Origin of the sequence: Spongiactinospora sp. 9N601 (assembly GCF_044326295.1) — a bacterium.
Taxonomy (GTDB): domain Bacteria; phylum Actinomycetota; class Actinomycetes; order Streptosporangiales; family Streptosporangiaceae; genus Spongiactinospora; species Spongiactinospora gelatinilytica.
Genome location: NZ_JBIRBB010000020.1, coordinates 59,411 through 77,676, shown reverse-complemented (window position 1 = coordinate 77,676; position 18,266 = coordinate 59,411). Strand labels below are relative to the sequence as shown.

General features: G+C 71.4%; 17 protein-coding genes. 4 read left to right on the top strand and 13 right to left on the bottom strand.

The window, feature by feature from the left end:
* The first annotated feature begins 26 nt into the window (after positions 1-26).
* From ACH34R_RS36485 to ACH34R_RS36475, 3 genes are read left to right on the top strand one after another with little or no spacing between them, the layout of a single operon-like run.
* Complete coding sequence (locus ACH34R_RS36485) at positions 27-638, top strand: GNAT family N-acetyltransferase (protein ID WP_397566148.1); 612 nt, start codon at positions 27-29, stop codon at positions 636-638.
* Entirely contained in the window at positions 635-1,519 is an 885-nt protein-coding gene (locus ACH34R_RS36480) for a 1,4-dihydroxy-2-naphthoate polyprenyltransferase (RefSeq protein WP_397566147.1), read from the top strand. Before ACH34R_RS36485 ends, ACH34R_RS36480 begins: the two co-directional genes overlap by 4 nt.
* Positions 1,520-1,529: 10 nt before the next feature.
* A complete protein-coding gene (locus ACH34R_RS36475) occupies positions 1,530-2,534 on the top strand; it encodes an adenosine deaminase (protein WP_397566146.1) in 1,005 nt (334 codons plus the stop codon).
* On the opposite strand, the gene dapB is transcribed toward ACH34R_RS36475, so the two are convergent.
* The 5 genes from dapB to ACH34R_RS36450 all read right to left on the bottom strand — a co-directional run bounded on the left by dapB (position 2,535) and on the right by ACH34R_RS36450 (position 8,877).
* The gene (gene dapB / locus ACH34R_RS36470; RefSeq protein ID WP_111165077.1) at positions 2,535-3,272 is read right to left on the bottom strand and encodes a 4-hydroxy-tetrahydrodipicolinate reductase; all 738 of its coding nucleotides are present in this window, start codon (positions 3,270-3,272) and stop codon (positions 2,535-2,537) included.
* A gap of 25 nt (positions 3,273-3,297) precedes the next feature.
* Positions 3,298-4,608, bottom strand: coding sequence for a M16 family metallopeptidase (locus ACH34R_RS36465; RefSeq protein ID WP_397566145.1), 1,311 nt, complete (start codon positions 4,606-4,608; stop codon positions 3,298-3,300).
* 128 nt (positions 4,609-4,736) lie between these two features.
* On the bottom strand, positions 4,737-7,088 hold the full coding sequence (locus ACH34R_RS36460) for a polyribonucleotide nucleotidyltransferase (RefSeq protein ID WP_397566144.1): 2,352 nt from the start codon (positions 7,086-7,088) through the stop codon (positions 4,737-4,739).
* A 337-nt stretch (positions 7,089-7,425) separates the two neighbouring features.
* The gene (rpsO, locus tag ACH34R_RS36455; protein ID WP_111165074.1) at positions 7,426-7,695 is read right to left on the bottom strand and encodes a 30S ribosomal protein S15; all 270 of its coding nucleotides are present in this window, start codon (positions 7,693-7,695) and stop codon (positions 7,426-7,428) included.
* 216 nt (positions 7,696-7,911) lie between these two features.
* Positions 7,912-8,877, bottom strand: a complete 966-nt coding sequence (locus ACH34R_RS36450; RefSeq protein WP_397566222.1) for a bifunctional riboflavin kinase/FAD synthetase — start codon at positions 8,875-8,877, stop codon at positions 7,912-7,914.
* A 218-nt stretch (positions 8,878-9,095) separates the two neighbouring features.
* Between ACH34R_RS36450 and ACH34R_RS36445 the strand changes: the two genes are divergently transcribed.
* Positions 9,096-10,130 (top strand): TRM11 family SAM-dependent methyltransferase, encoded by a 1,035-nt coding sequence (locus ACH34R_RS36445; RefSeq protein WP_397566143.1) that lies wholly within the window; start codon positions 9,096-9,098, stop codon positions 10,128-10,130.
* 4 nt (positions 10,131-10,134) lie between these two features.
* On the opposite strand, the gene truB is transcribed toward ACH34R_RS36445, so the two are convergent.
* From truB to rimP, 8 genes are all read right to left on the bottom strand, one after another.
* On the bottom strand, positions 10,135-11,037 hold the full coding sequence (gene truB, locus ACH34R_RS36440) for a tRNA pseudouridine(55) synthase TruB (RefSeq protein WP_397566142.1): 903 nt from the start codon (positions 11,035-11,037) through the stop codon (positions 10,135-10,137).
* 10 nt (positions 11,038-11,047) lie between these two features.
* Positions 11,048-12,064 carry a bifunctional oligoribonuclease/PAP phosphatase NrnA gene (locus tag ACH34R_RS36435; protein ID WP_397566141.1) on the bottom strand — a complete coding sequence of 339 codons (1,017 nt, stop codon included), beginning with the start codon at positions 12,062-12,064 and terminating at the stop codon, positions 11,048-11,050.
* Positions 12,061-12,564: a 30S ribosome-binding factor RbfA gene (rbfA, locus tag ACH34R_RS36430; protein ID WP_397566221.1), complete on the bottom strand. Its 504-nt coding sequence runs from the start codon at positions 12,562-12,564 to the stop codon at positions 12,061-12,063. Before rbfA ends, ACH34R_RS36435 begins: the two co-directional genes overlap by 4 nt.
* Positions 12,565-12,655: 91 nt before the next feature.
* Complete coding sequence (locus tag ACH34R_RS36425; protein WP_397566140.1) at positions 12,656-12,958, bottom strand: DUF503 domain-containing protein; 303 nt, start codon at positions 12,956-12,958, stop codon at positions 12,656-12,658.
* Between the two features lie 83 nt (positions 12,959-13,041).
* Positions 13,042-16,167, bottom strand: a complete 3,126-nt coding sequence (gene infB, locus ACH34R_RS36420) for a translation initiation factor IF-2 (RefSeq protein ID WP_397566139.1) — start codon at positions 16,165-16,167, stop codon at positions 13,042-13,044.
* A gap of 141 nt (positions 16,168-16,308) precedes the next feature.
* Complete coding sequence (locus ACH34R_RS36415; RefSeq protein ID WP_111171881.1) at positions 16,309-16,614, bottom strand: YlxR family protein; 306 nt, start codon at positions 16,612-16,614, stop codon at positions 16,309-16,311.
* The gene (gene nusA / locus ACH34R_RS36410; RefSeq protein WP_111171883.1) at positions 16,598-17,590 is read right to left on the bottom strand and encodes a transcription termination factor NusA; all 993 of its coding nucleotides are present in this window, start codon (positions 17,588-17,590) and stop codon (positions 16,598-16,600) included. Before nusA ends, ACH34R_RS36415 begins: the two co-directional genes overlap by 17 nt.
* Entirely contained in the window at positions 17,587-18,144 is a 558-nt protein-coding gene (gene rimP / locus ACH34R_RS36405) for a ribosome maturation factor RimP (RefSeq protein ID WP_397566138.1), read from the bottom strand. Before rimP ends, nusA begins: the two co-directional genes overlap by 4 nt.
* Positions 18,145-18,266: the final 122 nt, after the last annotated feature.

Below are 18,266 nucleotides of genomic sequence, written 5' to 3'. Positions count from 1 at the left end.
ACGGCATTGCGAAGGAGCGGGCCGAGATGGCAGACGTAGGCGTGCGGGTGGCGCGCCACGAAGACGTGGTGGCGGTGACCCGTGCCCAGATCAGGGCCTGGCGGTTGGGATACCGCGAGTTCCTGCCCGAGGGGCCGCTGGAGCAGATGACCGGCCCGGCCGCGGAGGAGTTGTGGCAGCGCCAGTGGGAGGAGGCCGTCGATTCACCACCGACCCCTCGCCACCGGCTGCTGGTGGCGATCGAGCGGGTCCTCGACACCGACGCCTTCCCGGCGCTCGGGCCCGGTGGCGTCGCAGCCGCCGCGGCCTCGGCCGCCCCGGAGAAGGTCGTCGGCCTGGCCTCGCACGCCCCCGCCGAAGACCCCGACACCGACCCCACGGTCACCGCGGAGCTGCTCTCGCTGCTGGTCGATCCCGACCACATCAGGCGCGGCCACGGCAGCAGGCTGCTGCACGCCACGGTCGACTACCTGCGCCAGGACGAGTTCTCCTCGCTGATCGCCTGGGTGTTCGCCGACAACCACGCCATGCTGGCCTTCCTGGAGTCCTCCGGGTGGGGCGAAGACGGCGCGGAGCGGGTGCTCGACATGGGCCGGCCGGTGCGGATGATCCGCATGACCACGGACATCCGCCCGTGAGCGAGACGACTTCGGCCACGCCCGGCCAGTGGGTCGCGGGGGCCCGCCCCCGCACGTTCCCCGCCGCCGTGGTCCCCGTCGTGGTGGGCACCGGCGTCGCCGCCTCCGAGGGCGGCGTGGTCTGGTGGCGGGCCCTGCTGGCCCTCGCGGTGGCGCTGCTGCTCCAGATAGGCGTCAACTACGCCAATGACTACAGCGACGGCGTGCGCGGCACCGACGACGCCAGGGTCGGCCCGATGCGCCTGGTCGCCTCGGGCGCGGCACGCCCGCGCGCGGTCCTGACCGCCGCCATCGCCTGCTTCGCCGCCGCCGCGGTCGCCGGGCTCGTGCTGGTGGTGGTCACCGGGGCGTGGTGGCTGGTGGCGGTCGGCGCGCTGTCCATCGCCGCGGCCTGGTTCTACACCGGCGGCTCGCGCCCGTACGGCTACCGCGCGCTCGGCGAGGTGTCGGTCTTCGTCTTCTTCGGCGTGGTCGCCGTGGCCGGCACCACCTACGTACAGGTCGAGCGGCTGCCCTGGCTGGCCCTGGCGGCCGCCGTGCCCGTGGGGCTGCTGGCCTGCGCGCTGCTGATCGTCAACAACCTGCGCGACCTCGACGGCGACCGGGCGGCCGGCAAACGCACCCTGGCGGTGCTGGTCGGCGACGCGCGCACCCGCACGCTCTACACCGTGACGATGCTCGTGCCGTTCGCGGTGGCCGCCGCGTTCGTGGTGGTCCACCCGCTCGCGCTGCTCTGCCTGCTCGCGCTGGCCGTGGCCGCGCGCCCGGTCCGCACCGTACGGCACGGCGCGACCGGCCCGGCCCTGATCGACTGCCTGCGCCAGACCGGCCGGCTGCAACTCGTCTTCGGCCTCCTCCTGGCGGTGGGCCTGGCCTTCTAGGCTGGCGGATGTGAAGGATTTCATCGCCGGGCTGCCCAAGTGCGAGCTGCACCTGCACATCGAGGGCACCCTTGAGCCGTCGCTGATGCTGGAGCTGGCCGAGCGGAACGGCATCGCGCTGCCCTACGACGGGGCCGACGCGGTCCGCGCCGCATACGAGTTCGACAGCCTGCCCTCGTTCCTGCGGATCTACTACGAGAGCATGACGGTGCTGCGCACCGAGCCCGACTTCTACGACCTCGCCACGGCCTACCTGCGCAAGGCCGCCGAACAGAACGTCCGCTACGCGGAGATCTTCTTCGATCCGCAGGCGCACACCTCCCGCGGGGTGTCCTTCGCCACGGTGATCGACGGCCTGCACCGGGCGCTGCTCGACGGTGAGCGGCTGCTCGGGGTGCGGGCCCGGCTGATCATGTGCTTCCTGCGCGACCGCCCGGCCGACGAGGCGATGGCCACGCTGGTGGCCGGCCTGCCCTACCGGGACCGGATCGCCGGGGTCGGGCTCGACTCCGACGAGAAGGGCAACCCTCCGGCGAAGTTCGCCGCCGTCTTCGAGCGGGCCAGGCGCGAGGGCCACCTGCTGACCATGCACTGCGACGTCGACCAGGACGACGCCACCGAGCACATCCGTCAGGCCGTCCACGACATCGGCGTGGACCGCATCGACCACGGCGTCAACGCCCTTGAGGACCCGGCGCTGGTCGCGGCGATCAAGGACCGCGGGCTGGGGCTGACCGTGTGCCCGATCTCCAACGGCTACGTGACCGGCTCGACGAAGACCGCGCAGATCCGGCGGATGCTGGACCTCGGGCTGCGGGTGACGATCAACTCCGACGACCCTGCCTACTTCATGGGCTACGTCGCGGAGAACCTCGCGGTGGTCGCCGAGGAGCTGGAGCTGACCAGGGAGGAGCTGGTACGGCTCCAGCGCAACGCCTTCGAGATCGCCTGGCTGCCCCGGCAGGTCAAGGACGGCTACCTCGCCGAGCTGGACGCCTACCTCGCCGGCGCCTGATCAGAGGTCGAGCAGGTGCTCCAGGCCGACGGTCAGGCCGGGCAGCTCGCGGATCCGCCGGACGCCCAGCAGCACGCCCGGCGTGAAGGAAGCGCGGCTGGTGGTGTCGTGCCGCAGGGTCAGCGTCTCCCCGCCGGTGCCGAGCAGCACCTCCTGGTGGGCGATCAGCCCGGCCAGGCGCACCGAGTGGACCCGCACCGCCTCGACGTCGGCGCCACGCGCCCCGTCGAGGGCGGTGCTCGTGGCATCCGGCGAGGGCCCGAGCCCGGCCTTGGCCCTGGCCTGCGCGACCAGCTCCGCCGTACGGCGGGCGGTGCCCGAGGGCGCGTCGGCCTTGTTCGGGTGGTGCAGCTCGATGATCTCGACGGAGTCGAAGAACCGGGCGGCCTGCTGGGCGAAGTGCATCATCAGCACCGCCCCGATCGCGAAGTTGGGGCAGATCAGGACGTTGGTCCCGGGGTTTTCGGCGAGCCAGCCCCGGACCTGCCCGAGCCGCTCGTCGTCGAACCCGGTGGTGCCGACCACCGGGTGGACACCGTGCTCGATGCACCAGCGCAGATTGCCCATCACCGCGTCGGGGTGGGTGAAGTCGACGACGACCTCGGCCGCCGCCAGATCCTCGATCGCGTCGCCTTGGTCGATCGCGGCCGCAAGTTCCATGTCGTCGGCGGCGTGGACGGCCTTGCAGACCTCCACGCCCACGCGCCCGCGGGCGCCCAGCACACCTACCCTGATCACAGCCCCAACCCTATCGAAATCCAGCTCAGCCGATCACCGGTGAGAAGTCCTTGTCGGCGTAAGGCCCGATCACGGCGAGGGTCATCGGCCGCTCAAGGACGTCCCGGCCGACCTCGACGATCTCCTCGGCGGTGACCGCGTCGATCTGGGCCAGCACGTCGTCCACCGAGAGCAGCCGGTCATAGACCAGCTCGCTCTTGCCGATCCGCGACATCCGCGACCCGGTGTCCTCCAGGCCGAGCACCAGCCCGCCGCGCATCTGGCCCTTGCCCCTGGCGATCTCCTCCTCGGTGATGCCGTGGGCGGCGACCCTGGCCAGCTCCTCGCGGCAGATGGCGAGCACTTCGTCGATCTTGCCGGGCAGGCAGCCGACGTAGACGCCGAACTGGCCGGTGTCGGCGTACTGGGAGGTGTAGCTGTAGGCCGAGTAGGCCAGCCCGCGCTTCTCCCTGATCTCCTGGAACAGCCGCGAGGACATGCCGCCGCCCAGCGCCGCGTTGAGCACGCCGAGCGCGAACCTGCGGTCGTCGGTGCGCTTGATGCCGGTGGTGCCGATGATCAGGTTGGCCTGCTCGGTGGGGCGGTCGAGCACGCGCACGCCGGAGCGCTCCGGCACGCCGGGGCCGGACAGCCGCGGCGGCACCGGACCGTCGGGGCCGCCGAGCGCGCCCGCCCGCTCGTACGCCTGGGCGACCAGCTCGACCACGGCCTCGTGCGAGACGTTGCCGGCCACCGACACCACGGTGTGCGTCGGGCGGTAGTAGCGCTGGTAGTACTCCACGATGCGGTCGCGGGTCAGGTCGCTGATCGTCTCGACCGTGCCCAGGATGGGCCTGCCGATCGGCGTGTCGCCGTACAGCTCGGCGGAGAACTGCTCGTGCACGACGTCGGACGGGTCGTCGTCGTGCATGGCGATCTCTTCAAGGATCACCCCGCGCTCGGACTTGACGTCCTCTTCGGTGATCAGCGAGGAGGTCACCATGTCGGCCAGCACATCGATGGCCAGGGGCAGGTCCTCGTCCAGGACCCGCGCGTAGTAGCAGGTGTACTCCTTGGCGGTGAACGCGTTGATCTCCCCGCCGATGCCTTCCACGGCCGCGGAGATCTCCAGCGCGTTGCGCCGCGGAGTGCCCTTGAACAGCAGGTGCTCAAGAAAGTGCGTGGCCCCCGTGTGTTCGGGGGCCTCGTCGCGCGAACCGATGCCGACCCACATGCCGACGGCGACGGATCGCACGGTCGGCATGGTCTCGGTCACCACCCGGAGCCCGCCGGGGAGTACGGTGCGCCGCACTGTCCCGGCGCCGTCCTTGCCGGGATGCAGAGTGAGGGTGTTCAATGCTCGGCTCCTCGCGGACCGGGCGGCGCGGCCGGTCACCCGGCAGCCGTCCGGCCCGCCCTGTTTGTTCGCTCGGGGGGGTCGTCGGGCCGGCGAGCCGCGCGGCCGGCGCGGCTCGCGGGGCCCGGTCAGGTGTTGCGGTCGTCCCGTCCGCCGCGGGTGCGCACCCGCTGACGACGCGGACGCTCACCGCGTCCCTCGTCCTGCGGCTGGTCGCCGCGCCCGCCGGAGCGGCCCTCCGGACGCCCTTCGGCGTGGTCGTCGTCGTCATCCTCGGCCGGAGCGGGGGCCGCGGCGGGGTTCTGTGTCTCGGCCTCGATCACCTCGACCGGGACCAGCGACAGCTTGCCCCTGGCGTCGATCTCGGCGATCTCCACCTGGACCTTCTCGCCGACGCTCATCACGTCCTCGACGTTCTCGATCCGCTTGCCGCCGTGCAGCTTGCGGATCTGCGAGACGTGCAGCAGGCCGTCCTTGCCGGGCAGCAGCGAGACGAACGCGCCGAAGGCGGCGATCTTGACGACCGTGCCCAGGTAGCGCTCCCCCACTTCCGGCATGTGCGGGTTGGCGATCGCGTTGATCGAGCTGCGGGCCGCCTCGGCCGACGGGCCGTCGGTGGCGCCGATGTAGATCGTGCCGTCGTCCTCGATGGTGATCTCGGCGCCCGTGTCGTCCTGGATCTGGTTGATCATCTTGCCCTTGGGGCCGATGACCTCGCCGATCTTGTCGACCGGGACCTTGATCGTGATGATCCGCGGCGCGGTCGGGTTCATCTCCGCCGGGGAGTTGATGGCCTCCTGCATGACGTCCAGGATGGCCAGCCTGGCGGCCTTGGCCTGCTTGAGCGCGGCGCCGAGCACGTTGGCGGGAATGCCGTCGAGCTTGGTGTCGAGCTGCAGGGCGGTGATCACCTCGTCGGTGCCGGCGACCTTGAAGTCCATGTCGCCCATGGCGTCTTCGGCGCCGAGGATGTCGGTCAGGGTGACGTAGTCGCCGCCCTCGTGGATCAGGCCCATCGCGATGCCGGCCACCATCTTGGCCAGCGGCACGCCCGCGTCCAGCAGCGACATCGTGGAGGCGCAGACCGAGCCCATGGAGGTCGAGCCGTTGGAGCCGACCGCCTCGGAGACCTGCCGGATCGCGTACGGGAACTCCTCGCGCGTGGGCAGCACCGGGATCAGCGCCCGCTCGGCGAGCGCGCCGTGCCCGATCTCCCGCCGCTTGGGCGAGCCCACCCGGCCGGTCTCACCGGTGGAGTAGGGCGGGAAGTTGTAGTTGTGCATGTAGCGCTTGGTGCGCTCCGGGTTGAGCGTGTCGATGGTCTGCTCCATGCGGAGCATGTTCAGTGTGGTGACGCCCAGGATCTGGGTCTCGCCGCGCTCGAACAGCGCCGAGCCGTGCACCCGGGGCACGATGTGGACCTCGGCGCTGAGCTGCCGGATGTCCTTCACGCCGCGCCCGTCGATGCGCACGCCCTCGCGGATCACCCGCTCGCGCATGAGCTGCTTGGTCAGCGACCGGAACGCCGCGCCGAGCTCCTTCTCCCTGCCCTCGAAGTCGGGCAGCAGCTTCTCGGCGGCGAGCGCCTTGACGCGGTCCAGCTCGGTCTCGCGGTCCTGCTTGGCGGCGATGGTCAGCGCCGCGGCCAGCTCGCTCTTGACCGCGCCCGCGACCGCCTCGTAGACGTCCTCCTGGTAGTCCAGGAAGATCGGATATTCGGCGGTCGGCTTGGCGGCCACCTGGGCCAGCTTGGCCTGCGCCTCGCACAGCACCTTGATGAACGGCTTGGCCGCCTCAAGGCCCTCGGCCACCGTCTCCTCGGTCGGGGCGACCGCGCCGCCGGCGACGAGCTTGAGCGTGTCGCGGGTGGACTCGGCCTCCACCATCATGATCGCGACATCGCCGTCTTCGAGCACCCGGCCCGCCACGACCATGTCGAAGGTGGCCTGCTCCAGCTCCGGATGGGTCGGGAAGCAGACCCAGCGGCCGTCGATCAGCGCGACCCGCACGCCGCCGATGGGCCCGGAGAAGGGCAGCCCGGCGAGCTGGGTGGACAGCGAGGCGGCGTTGATGGCCACCACGTCGTACAGGTGGTCGGGGTGCAGCGCCATGATGGTCGCCACGACCTGGATCTCGTTGCGCAGGCCCTTGACGAAGGACGGGCGCAGCGGCCGGTCGATCAGGCGGCAGGTGAGGATCGCGTCCTCGGACGGGCGGCCCTCGCGCCGGAAGAACGAGCCGGGGATGCGGCCCGCGGCGTACATCCGCTCCTCGACGTCCACCGTCAGCGGGAAGAAGTCGAGGCTTTCCTTAGGTTGCTTGGAAGCCGTGGTCGCGGACAGGACCATGGTCTCGTCATCGAGGTAGACGACGGACGAACCCGCCGCCTGGCGGGCGAGGCGCCCGGTCTCGAAGCGGATCGTTCTCGACCCGAATGAACCGTTGTCGATGACGGCTTCGGTAGTGTGGACACCCTCCACGGGGGACCTCCTCTTCGGTCGGTCTCTCCCGCGTCCTGAATCTCCCCCGTCAGGTGCAGCGCCGGTCTTCGATCGAAGCGCCCGGTTCGTACGGCCAGTCGCCGCGCTTGTCATCCACCGGAAGCCACTACCGAGGACCGGCCCGCAGGCGTCACGGGGCACGCTTGCTGCGCGGACGCGGGGCCTTTCTCGGTTTGTTCAGTTGTTCTTCAGTTGTGCCGATCGCCCATCCGGCCGGGAAGGGCGATCCGAGCGTCGTGTCCCGCTCCTCTTCCGCCGCCTCATCAGCACGCGGGCGATACGCGAAGGGAGCGGCGCGTGCCGCTCCCTTCCCAGTTTATCGGCGGAGTCCGAGTCGCTCGATGAGCGAGCGGTACCGCCCGATGTCATTGCTCTGCAGGTACTTCAGCAGCCGGCGGCGCCGGCCGACCAGCAGCAGCAGACCGCGCTGGCTGTGGAAGTCGTGCTTGTGGACCTTCATGTGCTCGGTCAGGTCGCTGATCCGCTTGCTGAGCAGCGCGATCTGCACCTCGGGGGACCCGGTGTCCCCGTCTCCGGTGGAATACTCAGCGATGATCGACTTCTTCGCGGCGGTGTCGAGGGACACGGCTCTCCTCTATCTCATCCAAGGGCACGCGCTAAATGCGAAAAAACCCGAAACGACCGTGCGTGCCTACAGTCGCCGTGGCAGAGCCGGCGGGCAGCATGCAGCGCCACCCCAACCGAGCTGACATGTAAGGCTACCATCACGCATCGCAGCCACGGCACATCGACGGCCCGGGGCCGGTCTCGGGCGGCCCCGGGGCACCGAACACGCTGCCGGTCAGCCGGTGAGCCTGAGGGTCTCCGCGATGTCCGCGCGCATCTGCTCGATCAGCGCGTCGATGCTCTCGAACTTGGAGTGGTCGCGCAGCCGGTAGCCGAACTCCACGGCCACGTGCGTGCCGTACAGGTCGAGGTCGTCGCGGCCCACCACGTGGGCCTCCACCGTGCGGACCACGCCGTCGAAGGTCGGGTTGGTGCCGATCGAGATCGCCGCGGGCCAGCGCTCGCCGCCGTAGGCGGCCGGGACGTCGTCCCTCGGCACGCAGCGCAGCCATCCCGCGTACACGGCGTCGGCCGGGATCGCGGTGTGCGGCGGCGACTCGACGTTGGCGGTCGGCACGCCCAGCTTGCGTCCCCGCTGGTGGCCGCGGACCACCACGCCCTCCACCCGGTGCGGACGCCCGAGCGCCGCGGCGGCGGCCTCCACGTCACCGGCCACCACCCGCCCGCGCACCATGCCCGCCGACACCAGCCCCTGTGCCTGCCCGCCGACCTCGGCGCGCGGGACGGTCTCGACCGTGAAGCCGTACTCGGCGCCCAGGGTGCGCAGCGTCTCGACGTCACCCGAGGTGCGGTGGCCGAAGCGGAACGCCTCACCGGTCACCACGACCACCGGGCGCAGCCGGTCGGCCAGCACCGTCCGCACGAACTCCTCCGGCGAGAGCCGGGACAACTCCACGGTGAAGGGCAGCACGCAGACCTCGTCCATGCCGAGGTCCTCGAAGATCTCCATGCGGTGCCGCTGCGTGGTGAGCATGGGCGGATGCGTGCCCGGGAGCAGGATCTCCTCCGGATGGACGTCGAAGGTGACGACCACCGAGGGCAGCCCCCGCTCGGCCGCGATCTCGGCGACCCTCCCGAGCACCCGCTGGTGCCCGCGGTGAATCCCGTCGAAGACACCGATCGTAACCACGGAACCGCCCAGATCTTCGGGCACGTTTCCCAGCCCGTGCCAGCTTCGCACGTTGACCTCGATCCTGTCGGTGATCCCTGCGACCAACATCTTCCCGGACAAGACTGCCATGCGCCGGACTTTCGCGCGGCACCGGGCCGCCCGCTGGGCACGCCGATCCGGTACGGCGACGGCCATATAATCACCCGGATGAACCTCCGGCGCATCCCGCACCGATCCTCGTGCCGGGCGCGCCCATCGGTCACCTCTTCCCAGCGAGTACAAGGTCCATGGCAACTTTCGCGCTTTTGATCCTTCCCGCCTTCAACCGCGTCTACGGCGAGAGCGCGATCAGGCTGACCCTCGGTGAGCTGGCCGTGTTCAACCGCACCGCGCTCGGCGGCCGGGTCGGCGACATCGCCGAGACCCGCATCGCGGGCGTGCCGTACGTCACCTTCGAGGCCGACGAGCTGACCGACCTCGACGTGCGGTTCCTGTCCAACCTGTCGTCGATGTACGCGTTGTTCCGGCGCGAGGGCGACCTGCTGCGCCCGATCGCCGTCCGGCCACTGGACTCCTTCGCCAGTGACCTGGTCACCATCCTGAAGTACGTGGGCAAGACCAACGAGCACTTCACCCGGCTGCTGCTCAACGTCACCGCCGTGTCGGCCGCCCGCCCCGCCGACATGCTGGAGCGCAAGCTGTCGGTGCTGGACCCGCTGTGCGGCCGGGGCACCACGCTCAACCAGGCCCTGATGTACGGCTACGACGCCACCGGCATCGACGTGGACGGCAAGGACTTCGACGCCTACTCCGCGTTCCTGCGCACCTGGCTGAAGAACCACCGCCTCAAGCACTCCGCCGAGACCACCCCCATCAGGCGCGAGCGCGCCCTGGTCGGCCGGCGCTTCCAGGTGGACATCGGACGCACCAAGGAGCGCTACAAGGCCGGCGAGGTGGACCGGATCACCATGATCAACGCCGACACCCTGCGCAGCCGCGAGTTGCTGCGCGCCCGCTCCTTCGACCTGCTGGTCACCGACGCCCCCTACGGCGTGCAGCACGGCACCCGCGGCGGCGGCGAGGGCCTGTCCCGCAGCCCGATGGCGCTGCTGCGGCGGGCGGTGCCGCTGTGGCGGGAGCTGGTGCGCCCCGGCGGAGCGGTGGGCATCTCGTTCAACACCTACGTCGCCCCGCGCGACGAACTCGCCGGCGTGCTCGCCGAAAGCGGCCTGGACGTGCTCGACGCCGAACCGTACCTCGGCTTCGAGCACCGGGTCGACCAGGCGATCACCCGCGACATCCTGGTCGCCCGGGTGCCCTGACCTGCTATGGGGCGAACACCACGAGCGGCTTGGCGACCCCGCCCTCCTCGGTGAGCAGCGCGACCAGCGTGCCGTCGGGGGCGAAGGCCCCCACCGGGCCGGGACCGACGCCCGCCGCGGGCGGGCGCCCGCCGTGCGCGACCAGCCTGGCCTGCTCCTCGGTCAGCTCACGACGCGGGAACGCCGCGGTCACCGCCTCGGCGATCGGCAGGATCACGCACTCCTTGGCCAGCTCGTCCATGGTGTGCGCGAGCGCCAGCGGGTAGGGCCCGACCCGGGTGCGGCGCAGCGCGGTCAGGTGACCGCCCACGCCCAGCCCGTCGCCCAGGTCGCGGGCCAGTGAGCGGATGTAGGTGCCGCTCGAACAGTCGACCGACACATCGACGTCCATGAAAGCGCCCTCGCGGCGGATCGCGACGACCTGGAAGACCGACACCGTCACCGGGCGGGCCGACAGCTCGACGTTCTCCCCCGCCCTGGACCGCCGGTAGGCCCGCTCGCCGTTCACCTTGATCGCGCTGACCTGCGGCGGCACCTGCATGATCCGGCCGGTCAGCCGCGCCACGCCGGCCAGGATCTCGCCCTCGGTCACCCGCCCGGCGTCGGTCGTGGCCACCGTCTCGCCCTCGGCGTCGTCGGTGTTGGTGGAACTGCCGAGGCGGATCGTGCCGTCGTAGGACTTCTCGGTGAGCGCCAGGTGGCCGAGCAGCCGGGTGGCCCGCTCCACCCCGGTCACCAGCACTCCGGTGGCCATCGGGTCCAGGGTGCCCGCGTGGCCGACCTTGCGGGTGCCGGCCACGCCGCGCAGCTTGGCCACCACGTCGTGGGAGGTCCAGCCCGGCGGTTTGTCCACGATGATCAGCCCGCTGGGCGGCGGGGGGCGGCGGGGGCCGGCCGTACGGCTCATGAGCGTCCTTTCAGGCGGGGGGAAGCAGCACGCCGCGCAGCGCGGCCACGGTCTGCGTCACGGGCTGGTAGGAGGTGAAGCCGGCCGCTCTGGCGTGGCCACCGCCGCCCAGCAGGTGACAGGCGCGGCCGACGTCGATCGCGCCCTTGGACCTGGTGGACACCTGCCAGGCCCCGTCGTCGTCCTCCTTGAGCACCACCGCCACCTCGGCCTCGTCGGCCCGGCGGACGATGTCGATCATGCCCTCCACCTCGTTGTACGGCAGGCCGGACAGGGCGCGGTCGGCCCGGGTGACGTAGGTCCACACCATCCCGAGGCCGCCCGCCGCCGCGCTGTCCAGCTCCGCCCGCGACAGGGCGGCCCCCAGCACGCGCAGATAGCCGAACGGCGAGCGGTCGTACAGGTCGCGGGCGATCAGCTCGGGCGACAGCCCGGTGGCGATCAGCCGGGCCGCCATCTCGTGGACCGCGGGCGTGGTCGAGTCGTACTTGAACGAGCCGGTGTCGGTGACCAGCCCGGTGTAAAGGCAGGTCGCGATGTCCTTGTCCAGCGGCACGCCGAGACGGCGGATCAGCTCCTCGGCCAGCACCGCGGTGGCCGCGACCCCCGGATCGATCAGGCTCATCGTGCCGAACCCGGCGTTTCCGGGGTGGTGGTCCACCACGATCAGCTCGCGGGCCTTGGCCGCGCTGTCGCCGAGCAGGCCGAGCCGCTCGACGGTGGAGGCGTCGAAGGTCATCATCAGCGCGGGCGCCGCGGGGTAGCCGGCCGGTTCGACCAGGAGGCCCTGGCCGGGCAGGAACCGTAGCAGCCGGGGCACGCCGAAGCGCTGGTCGCCGAAGGAGGCGACCACCCGCTTGCCGAGCGCGGCGAGCGCCTGGCCGGTGGCGAGCATGGACCCGAGCGCGTCGCCGTCCGGGGACACGTGGCAGGCCAGCGCGACCTCCTCGGCGGCGGTGACGAGCTCGACGGCCCGCCGCCAGGTCTCCTCGGGCACCGCCGGGGCGCCGGTGTGATCCGGGGTCACTTCGCGGAGTGTCCCGCCCGGTCGGAGGGCTCTTCGCCGTGGCGGGCCGGCTCGTCCCCGGCCTCGTCCGCCTCGTCGGCCTCCTCGGGCCTGCGGTACGGGTCGGCGTCCCCGGCGTGCCGCGCGCCCTGCGCGCGCTTGGCGATCTCCTCGTCCCGCGCCCGCGCCTCGGCCAGCAGGCCGTCGATGTGCTTGGCCGAGTCGGGCAGCGGGTCGTGCTTGAAGGTCAGCGTCGGGGTGTGCCGCAACCCGGTCTGCCTGCCCACCTCCGAGCGGATCACGCCCTTGGCGCTCTCCAGCGCCGCTGCGCTGTCGGCCCGCTCGGCGTCGGAGCCGAAGACGGTGTAGAAGACCGTGGCATCGCGCAGGTCAGCGGTGATCCTGGTGTCGGTGACCGTCACGAAGCCGAGGCGCGGGTCCTTGATCCGGCGCTCCAGCATCTCCGCCACGACCTGCTGGATCCGATCGGCCAGCTTGCGCGCGCGGGCGGCGTCCATAATGGCTCCCCCTCATCGTGCGGGCCCGTTGGGCACGGTACCGCGAACCGACGACGACCGGCACGGAGGGCGGCTCCGGCCGGTCGTCCAGGTTTCAGTCTTCTTCTTCGTGGTTGTAGAGCCGCTGCCGCGCGGACAGCAACTCGATCTCCGGGCGGTAGGCGACCAGGCGCTCGATGGCCTCCAGCACCTCGCGGCAGTTGGCCGCTTCGGCGGAGACCACCGCCACCCCGATCAGGGCGCGGCGGTGGAGATCCTGGTGACCGCTCTCGGCGACGGCGACGCCCGGGAACCGCCGCTGGACCTCGGCGATGACGGGACGCACCGCCGAGCGTTTCTGCTTCAGCGATCGGACGTCGCCGAGCAGGATGTCAAGTGTCAGAGCACCAACGTACATGGCAGTCCGCACGCGTCGTGCGCCATGGTCCCGGGGGCACGGCGGGCCGGTGTGCCCGCCGTGCCCCCGAGGACTGATAGGCGTCAGACGCGCGGCTTCTCCCGCATCTCGAAGGTCTCGATGACGTCGTCGAGCTTGATGTCGTTGTACCCGACACCGATACCGCACTCGAAGCCGTCGCGGACCTCGGTCACGTCGTCCTTGAAGCGGCGCAGCGACGACACCGTGAGGTTGTCGGTGACCACGACGCCATCGCGGATGATCCGGGCCTTGCTGTTCCTGACGATCGTGCCCGAGCGGACCAGGCAGCCCGCCACGTTGCCGATCTTCGGCACCCGGAAGACCTCGCGCACCTCGGCGGTGCCCATCTGGACTTCCTCGAACTCCGGCTTCAGCATGCCCTTGAGGGCCGCCTCGACCTCCTCGATCGCCTGGTAGATGACCGAGTAGTAGCGGATGTCCACACCCTCGCGCTCGGCGAGGTCGCGAGCCCTGACCTCCGGCCGGACGTTGAAGCCGATGATCACCGCGTTGTCGTCGGCGATCGCCAGGTTGACGTCGTACTCGGTGATCGCACCGACCGCGCGGTGCAGCACCCGGAGGGTGACCTCCTCGCCGACGTCGATCTTGAGCAGCGCGTCCTCAAGGGCCTCCACCGAACCGGAGACGTCACCCTTGATGATCAGCTTCAGCTCGTTGACCTGGCCCTTCTCCATGTCCTTGAAGAGCTCTTCCAGGCTGCGCCTGCGGCCGGACCTGGCCATATCGGCGCTGCGCTGGCGGGCCGCCCGCTGCTGGGCGATCTGGCGGGCCATCCGGTCGTCGTTGACCACGATGAAGTTGTCACCGGCGCTCGGCACGGCCGTGAGGCCCATCACCAGGACCGGACGGGACGGGTCGGCCTCGGCGACCGGCTCGCCGTTGTCGTCCAGCATGGCCCGGACCCGGCCGAACGCGTCGCCACAGACGATCGAGTCGCCCACCCGCAGCGTGCCGCGCTGGACCAGGACGGTGGCCACGGGGCCGCGGCCCCGGTCCAGGTGCGCCTCGATGGCGATGCCCTGGGCGTCCATCGTCGGGTTGGCCCGCAGGTCCAGCTCGGCGTCGGCGGTCAGCAGGATGGACTCCAGCAGGCCGTCGATGCCGGTGCCGTTCAGGGCGGAGATGTCGGCGAACAGGGTCGAGCCGCCGTACTCCTCCGCCACCAGGCCGTACTCGGTGAGCTGGGCACGGACCTTGCTCGGGTCGGCGCCCTCACGGTCGATCTTGTTGACCGCGACGACGACCGGCACTCCGGCCGCCTGGGCGTGGTTGAGCGCCTCGATGGTCTGCGGCTTCACACCGTCGTCGGCGGCGACCACCAGCACGGCGATGTCGGTCGACTGCGCACCACGGGCACGCATGGCGGTGAACGCCTCGTGACCCGGGGTGTCGATGAAGGTGATCTTGCGGCCTTCACCGTCGTGCGTGGTCTCGACCTGGTAGGCGCCGATGTGCTGGGTGATGCCGCCGGCCTCACGCGCGGCCACGTTGGTCTTGCGGATCGCGTCCAGCAGCTTGGTCTTACCGTGGTCGACGTGACCCATGACGGTCACGACCGGCGGACGGGCCGCGAGGTCGGCCTCGTCGCCCTCGTCCTCGCCGAACTCGATGTCGAAGGACTCGAGAAGCTCGCGGTCCTCCTCCTCCGGGCTGACCACCTGGATGACGTAGTCCAGCTCGGCCCCGAGCAGTTGCAGCGTCTCCTCGTTGACCGACTGGGTGGCCGTCACCATCTCGCCGAGGTGCAGCATGATCTGCACCAGCGAGGCGGGGTTGGCACCGATCTTGTCGGCGAAGTCGGCCAGGGACGCGCCGCGCGGAAGCCGGATCGTCTGGCCGCCGCCGCGCTGGACCTGCACGCCGCCGATCGCCGGGGCCTGCATGTTGTCGAACTCTTGACGGCGCTGCCGCTTGGACTTGCGCCCGCGCGCCGGGCGTCCGCCCGGACGCCCGAAGGCGCCCGCCGTGCCGCCGCCGCGGCCACGCCCGCCGGGACGGCCGCCGAAGCCGCCGCCACCACCGGGAGCGCCACCGCCGCCGCCACCGCCGCCGGGACGCGCGCCCGTGCCGGTACGGCCGGCGAACCCGCCGCCACCGCCACCGGGACGACCGCCGCCACCGCCGCCACCGCCGGGGCGGCCACCGCCGCCCCCACCGGGACGACCGCCACCGCCGCCACCGCCACCCGGACCAGGGCGGCCTGGGCCGCCACCGGAGACCGGACGCTGCGGCATCATCATCGGGTTGGGCCGGGGACCGCCGGGACGCGGACCACCCGCACCCGGGCCCGGACGCGGGCCACCGGGACCCGGACGGGGACCGCCCGCCCCGGGAGCGCCGCCACGGCCGGACGGCGGACGCGGCATCGCGCCGTCGCGCGGACCCTGACCGCCGCCCTCGCGGCGCGGCTCACGGGTGCCGGGCCCACCGTCGCGCGGGCCACCGTCACGGCCCTGACGCGGCGGACGGGGCTGGCCCATGCCACTGGCATTGGAAGAGAACGGGTTGTTGCCGGGACGAGGACCACGCGGCCCCGGACGCGGGCCGGGCTTGGGCCCGCGCTCACCGCCCGGACGACCGCCGCCAGGAGCGGCGGGGGCGGAAGGACCGCCCTGCTGCGCACCCGGCCGCGGCGCGGGCCTGGGGCCCGGCTTGGGACCGGACTGCGGGCCCGGACGCTGCGCGGGGCCGGACGGGCGCGCGCCCTCCGGCCGCTGTTGCTGCTGCCCCTGCCCCTGCTGCCCCTGCTGCGGCGGGACCGCCTGCGGGGCGGGCTGCGGCTGCGGCGGCGGCTGTTGCTGGACCGGCTGCTGTGGCGCCGGCGGGACCTGCGGTCCCGGAGGGGCGGGCACAGGCGGACGCCCGGCGGGGCCGGGACGCGGGCCTGGCCTGGGACCCGGCTTGGGGACATTGCCCATCGGCGCCTGAGCGCCGTTTCCGGCACGGGGGCCACCCGGCCGGGGGGTCGCCTTCTGGGACGACCTGGATCTGTCGGACGAGCCTTTCGGCCCACCCGAGAAAGCTTCGGTGAGCTTGCGGACCACCGGCGCCTCGATGGTGGAGGACGCCGACCGCACGAACTCGCCCATCTCTTGGAGCTTGGCCATCACGACCTTGCTCTCTACGCCGAACTCCTTGGCGAGCTCGTAGACCCGGACCTTCGCCACTGCACTCCCTTACTCGGCCCGGGAGGCTGTAGCCGCCGGACCGTCGCTACCTAGACGTGTTCATCGCCGCATGCTCATCAGGCGCTCATCGCTATCTGACCCGCCCATCAACTCGGCGTCCTACATGACAGTTGGCAACCTTCACGAGGTTCCTCCAGCATCCTCTCGCTCCTCCAGGTAGGCCCGCAATCGCGTTGTGTCGAGAGCTCCTGCGGCGCGAAACGCCCGCGGGAACGCCCGGCGACGCACGGCGAGCTCCAGGCAACCGAGGGCCGGGTGCAGCGAGGCACCACGGCCCGCCAGCCGTCCTGCCGGATCGGGGACGATGACGCCCTCGACCTCCACCAGGCGGAGCAGCTCGGACTTGACCGTACGAACCCGGCAGCCCACGCAGGTTCTCAGCGGGGCCGCCTGGCCACCATATTCCAGCTTACCTCGTGGACGCATCTACGGGACCGGCGGCATCACCGAGCGCGGTGTCCGGACGAATGTCGATCCGCCACCCGGTGAGCCTCGCCGCGAGGCGGGCGTTCTGTCCCTCTTTGCCGATGGCGAGGGAGAGCTGATAGTCGGGCACGGTGACCCTGGCCACCCTGGCGTCGGCGTTTACCACCTCGACATGGGAAACGCGGGCCGGCGAGAGCGCATTCCCCACGAACTCCGCGGGCTCCTCCGACCAGTCGATGATGTCGATCTTCTCGCCGTGCAGCTCCGTCATGACGTTACGGACTCGTGACCCCATGGGCCCGATGCAGGCGCCCTTGGCGTTGACCCCCGGACGCCGCGACCGCACCGCGATCTTGGTCCGGTGCCCCGCCTCACGGGCCACGGCGGCGATCTCCACCGTGCCGTCGGCGATCTCCGGGACCTCCAGCGCGAAGAGCTTCTTGACCAGGCCGGGGTGGGTGCGCGAGAGCGTCACCGACGGGCCCTTGTGCCCCTTCTTGACCTGCACGACGTAGCACCGGATGCGCTCGCCGTGCACGTAGTCCTCACCGGGGACCTGCTCGTTGTGCGGCAGCACCGCCTCGATCTTGCCGAGGTCGACCAGCACGATCCGCGGGTCCTTGCCCTGCTGGATGATGCCGGCCACCAGCTCGCCCTCGCGGCTGGCGAACTCGCCGAAGTTGATCTCGTCCTCGGCGTCCCGGAGCTGTTGCAGGATCACCTGCTTGGCGGTGGTCGCCGCGATCCGGCTGAAGTTGCCCGGGGTGTCGTCGTACTCCCGCAGCACCTCACCGGCCTCGTCGACCTCGGCCGCCCAGATGGTGACGTGACCGGACTGCCGGTCCAGCTCGGCCCTGGCCTTGGCCGCCGCGCCGTCGGTGCGGAAGTAGGCGATCAGCAGCGCGTCCTCGATGGCCTTGACGACCAGGTCGAAGGAGATGTCCTTCTCTCGCTCCAGGCTGCGCAGAACGCTCATGTCGATGTCCACGAGGCTCCCCCTTGGCCGTCGTCGCCGTCGATGTCATCAATGTCGTCGGTGTCGTCGCCGTCGTCAGTGTCGTCGGCGTCGCCGGGACGGCGGAACTCGACCTGCACCCGCCCGCGGGTGAGGTCCTGGTAGTCCAGGCGGCGCGGCCCCCCGGGGACGTCGAGGTCCACGCCGCTGTCGTCGGCGGCGCGGACGCGCCCCTCGACGGTGCCGCCCTCGCGCAGCTCCACGGCGACCAGCCGCCCGGCCGCGCGCCGCCAGTGCCGCGGCTCGGTCAGCGGGCGGTCCACACCCGGTGAGGTGACCTCCAGGACGTATGGTGCGGCGCCCATGGTGTCTCCGGCGTCCAGCGCCTGGGAGATCGCCCGGCTCACATCGGCCACGTCGTCGAGGCTCACTCCGCCGTCCCGGTCGACGATGACCCGCAACACCCGTCGCTTGCCCGCCGGGGTGACCGTGACGTCCTCCAGATCGAGCCCCTCGCCGGACACCACCGGATCAAGGAACTTCACCAGGCGGTCACGGGAGGCGTCTGTTCCCATGCCGACCTCCTATTGTCACGATCTCAATCGGGCGGACCTCGCCCATGCGGTTAACCAGCCTATCCACACCCAGGCGTGGAAAAGCGCCACTCGCTGCGGCGAGCCCGCCGAAGTGCCGCGCC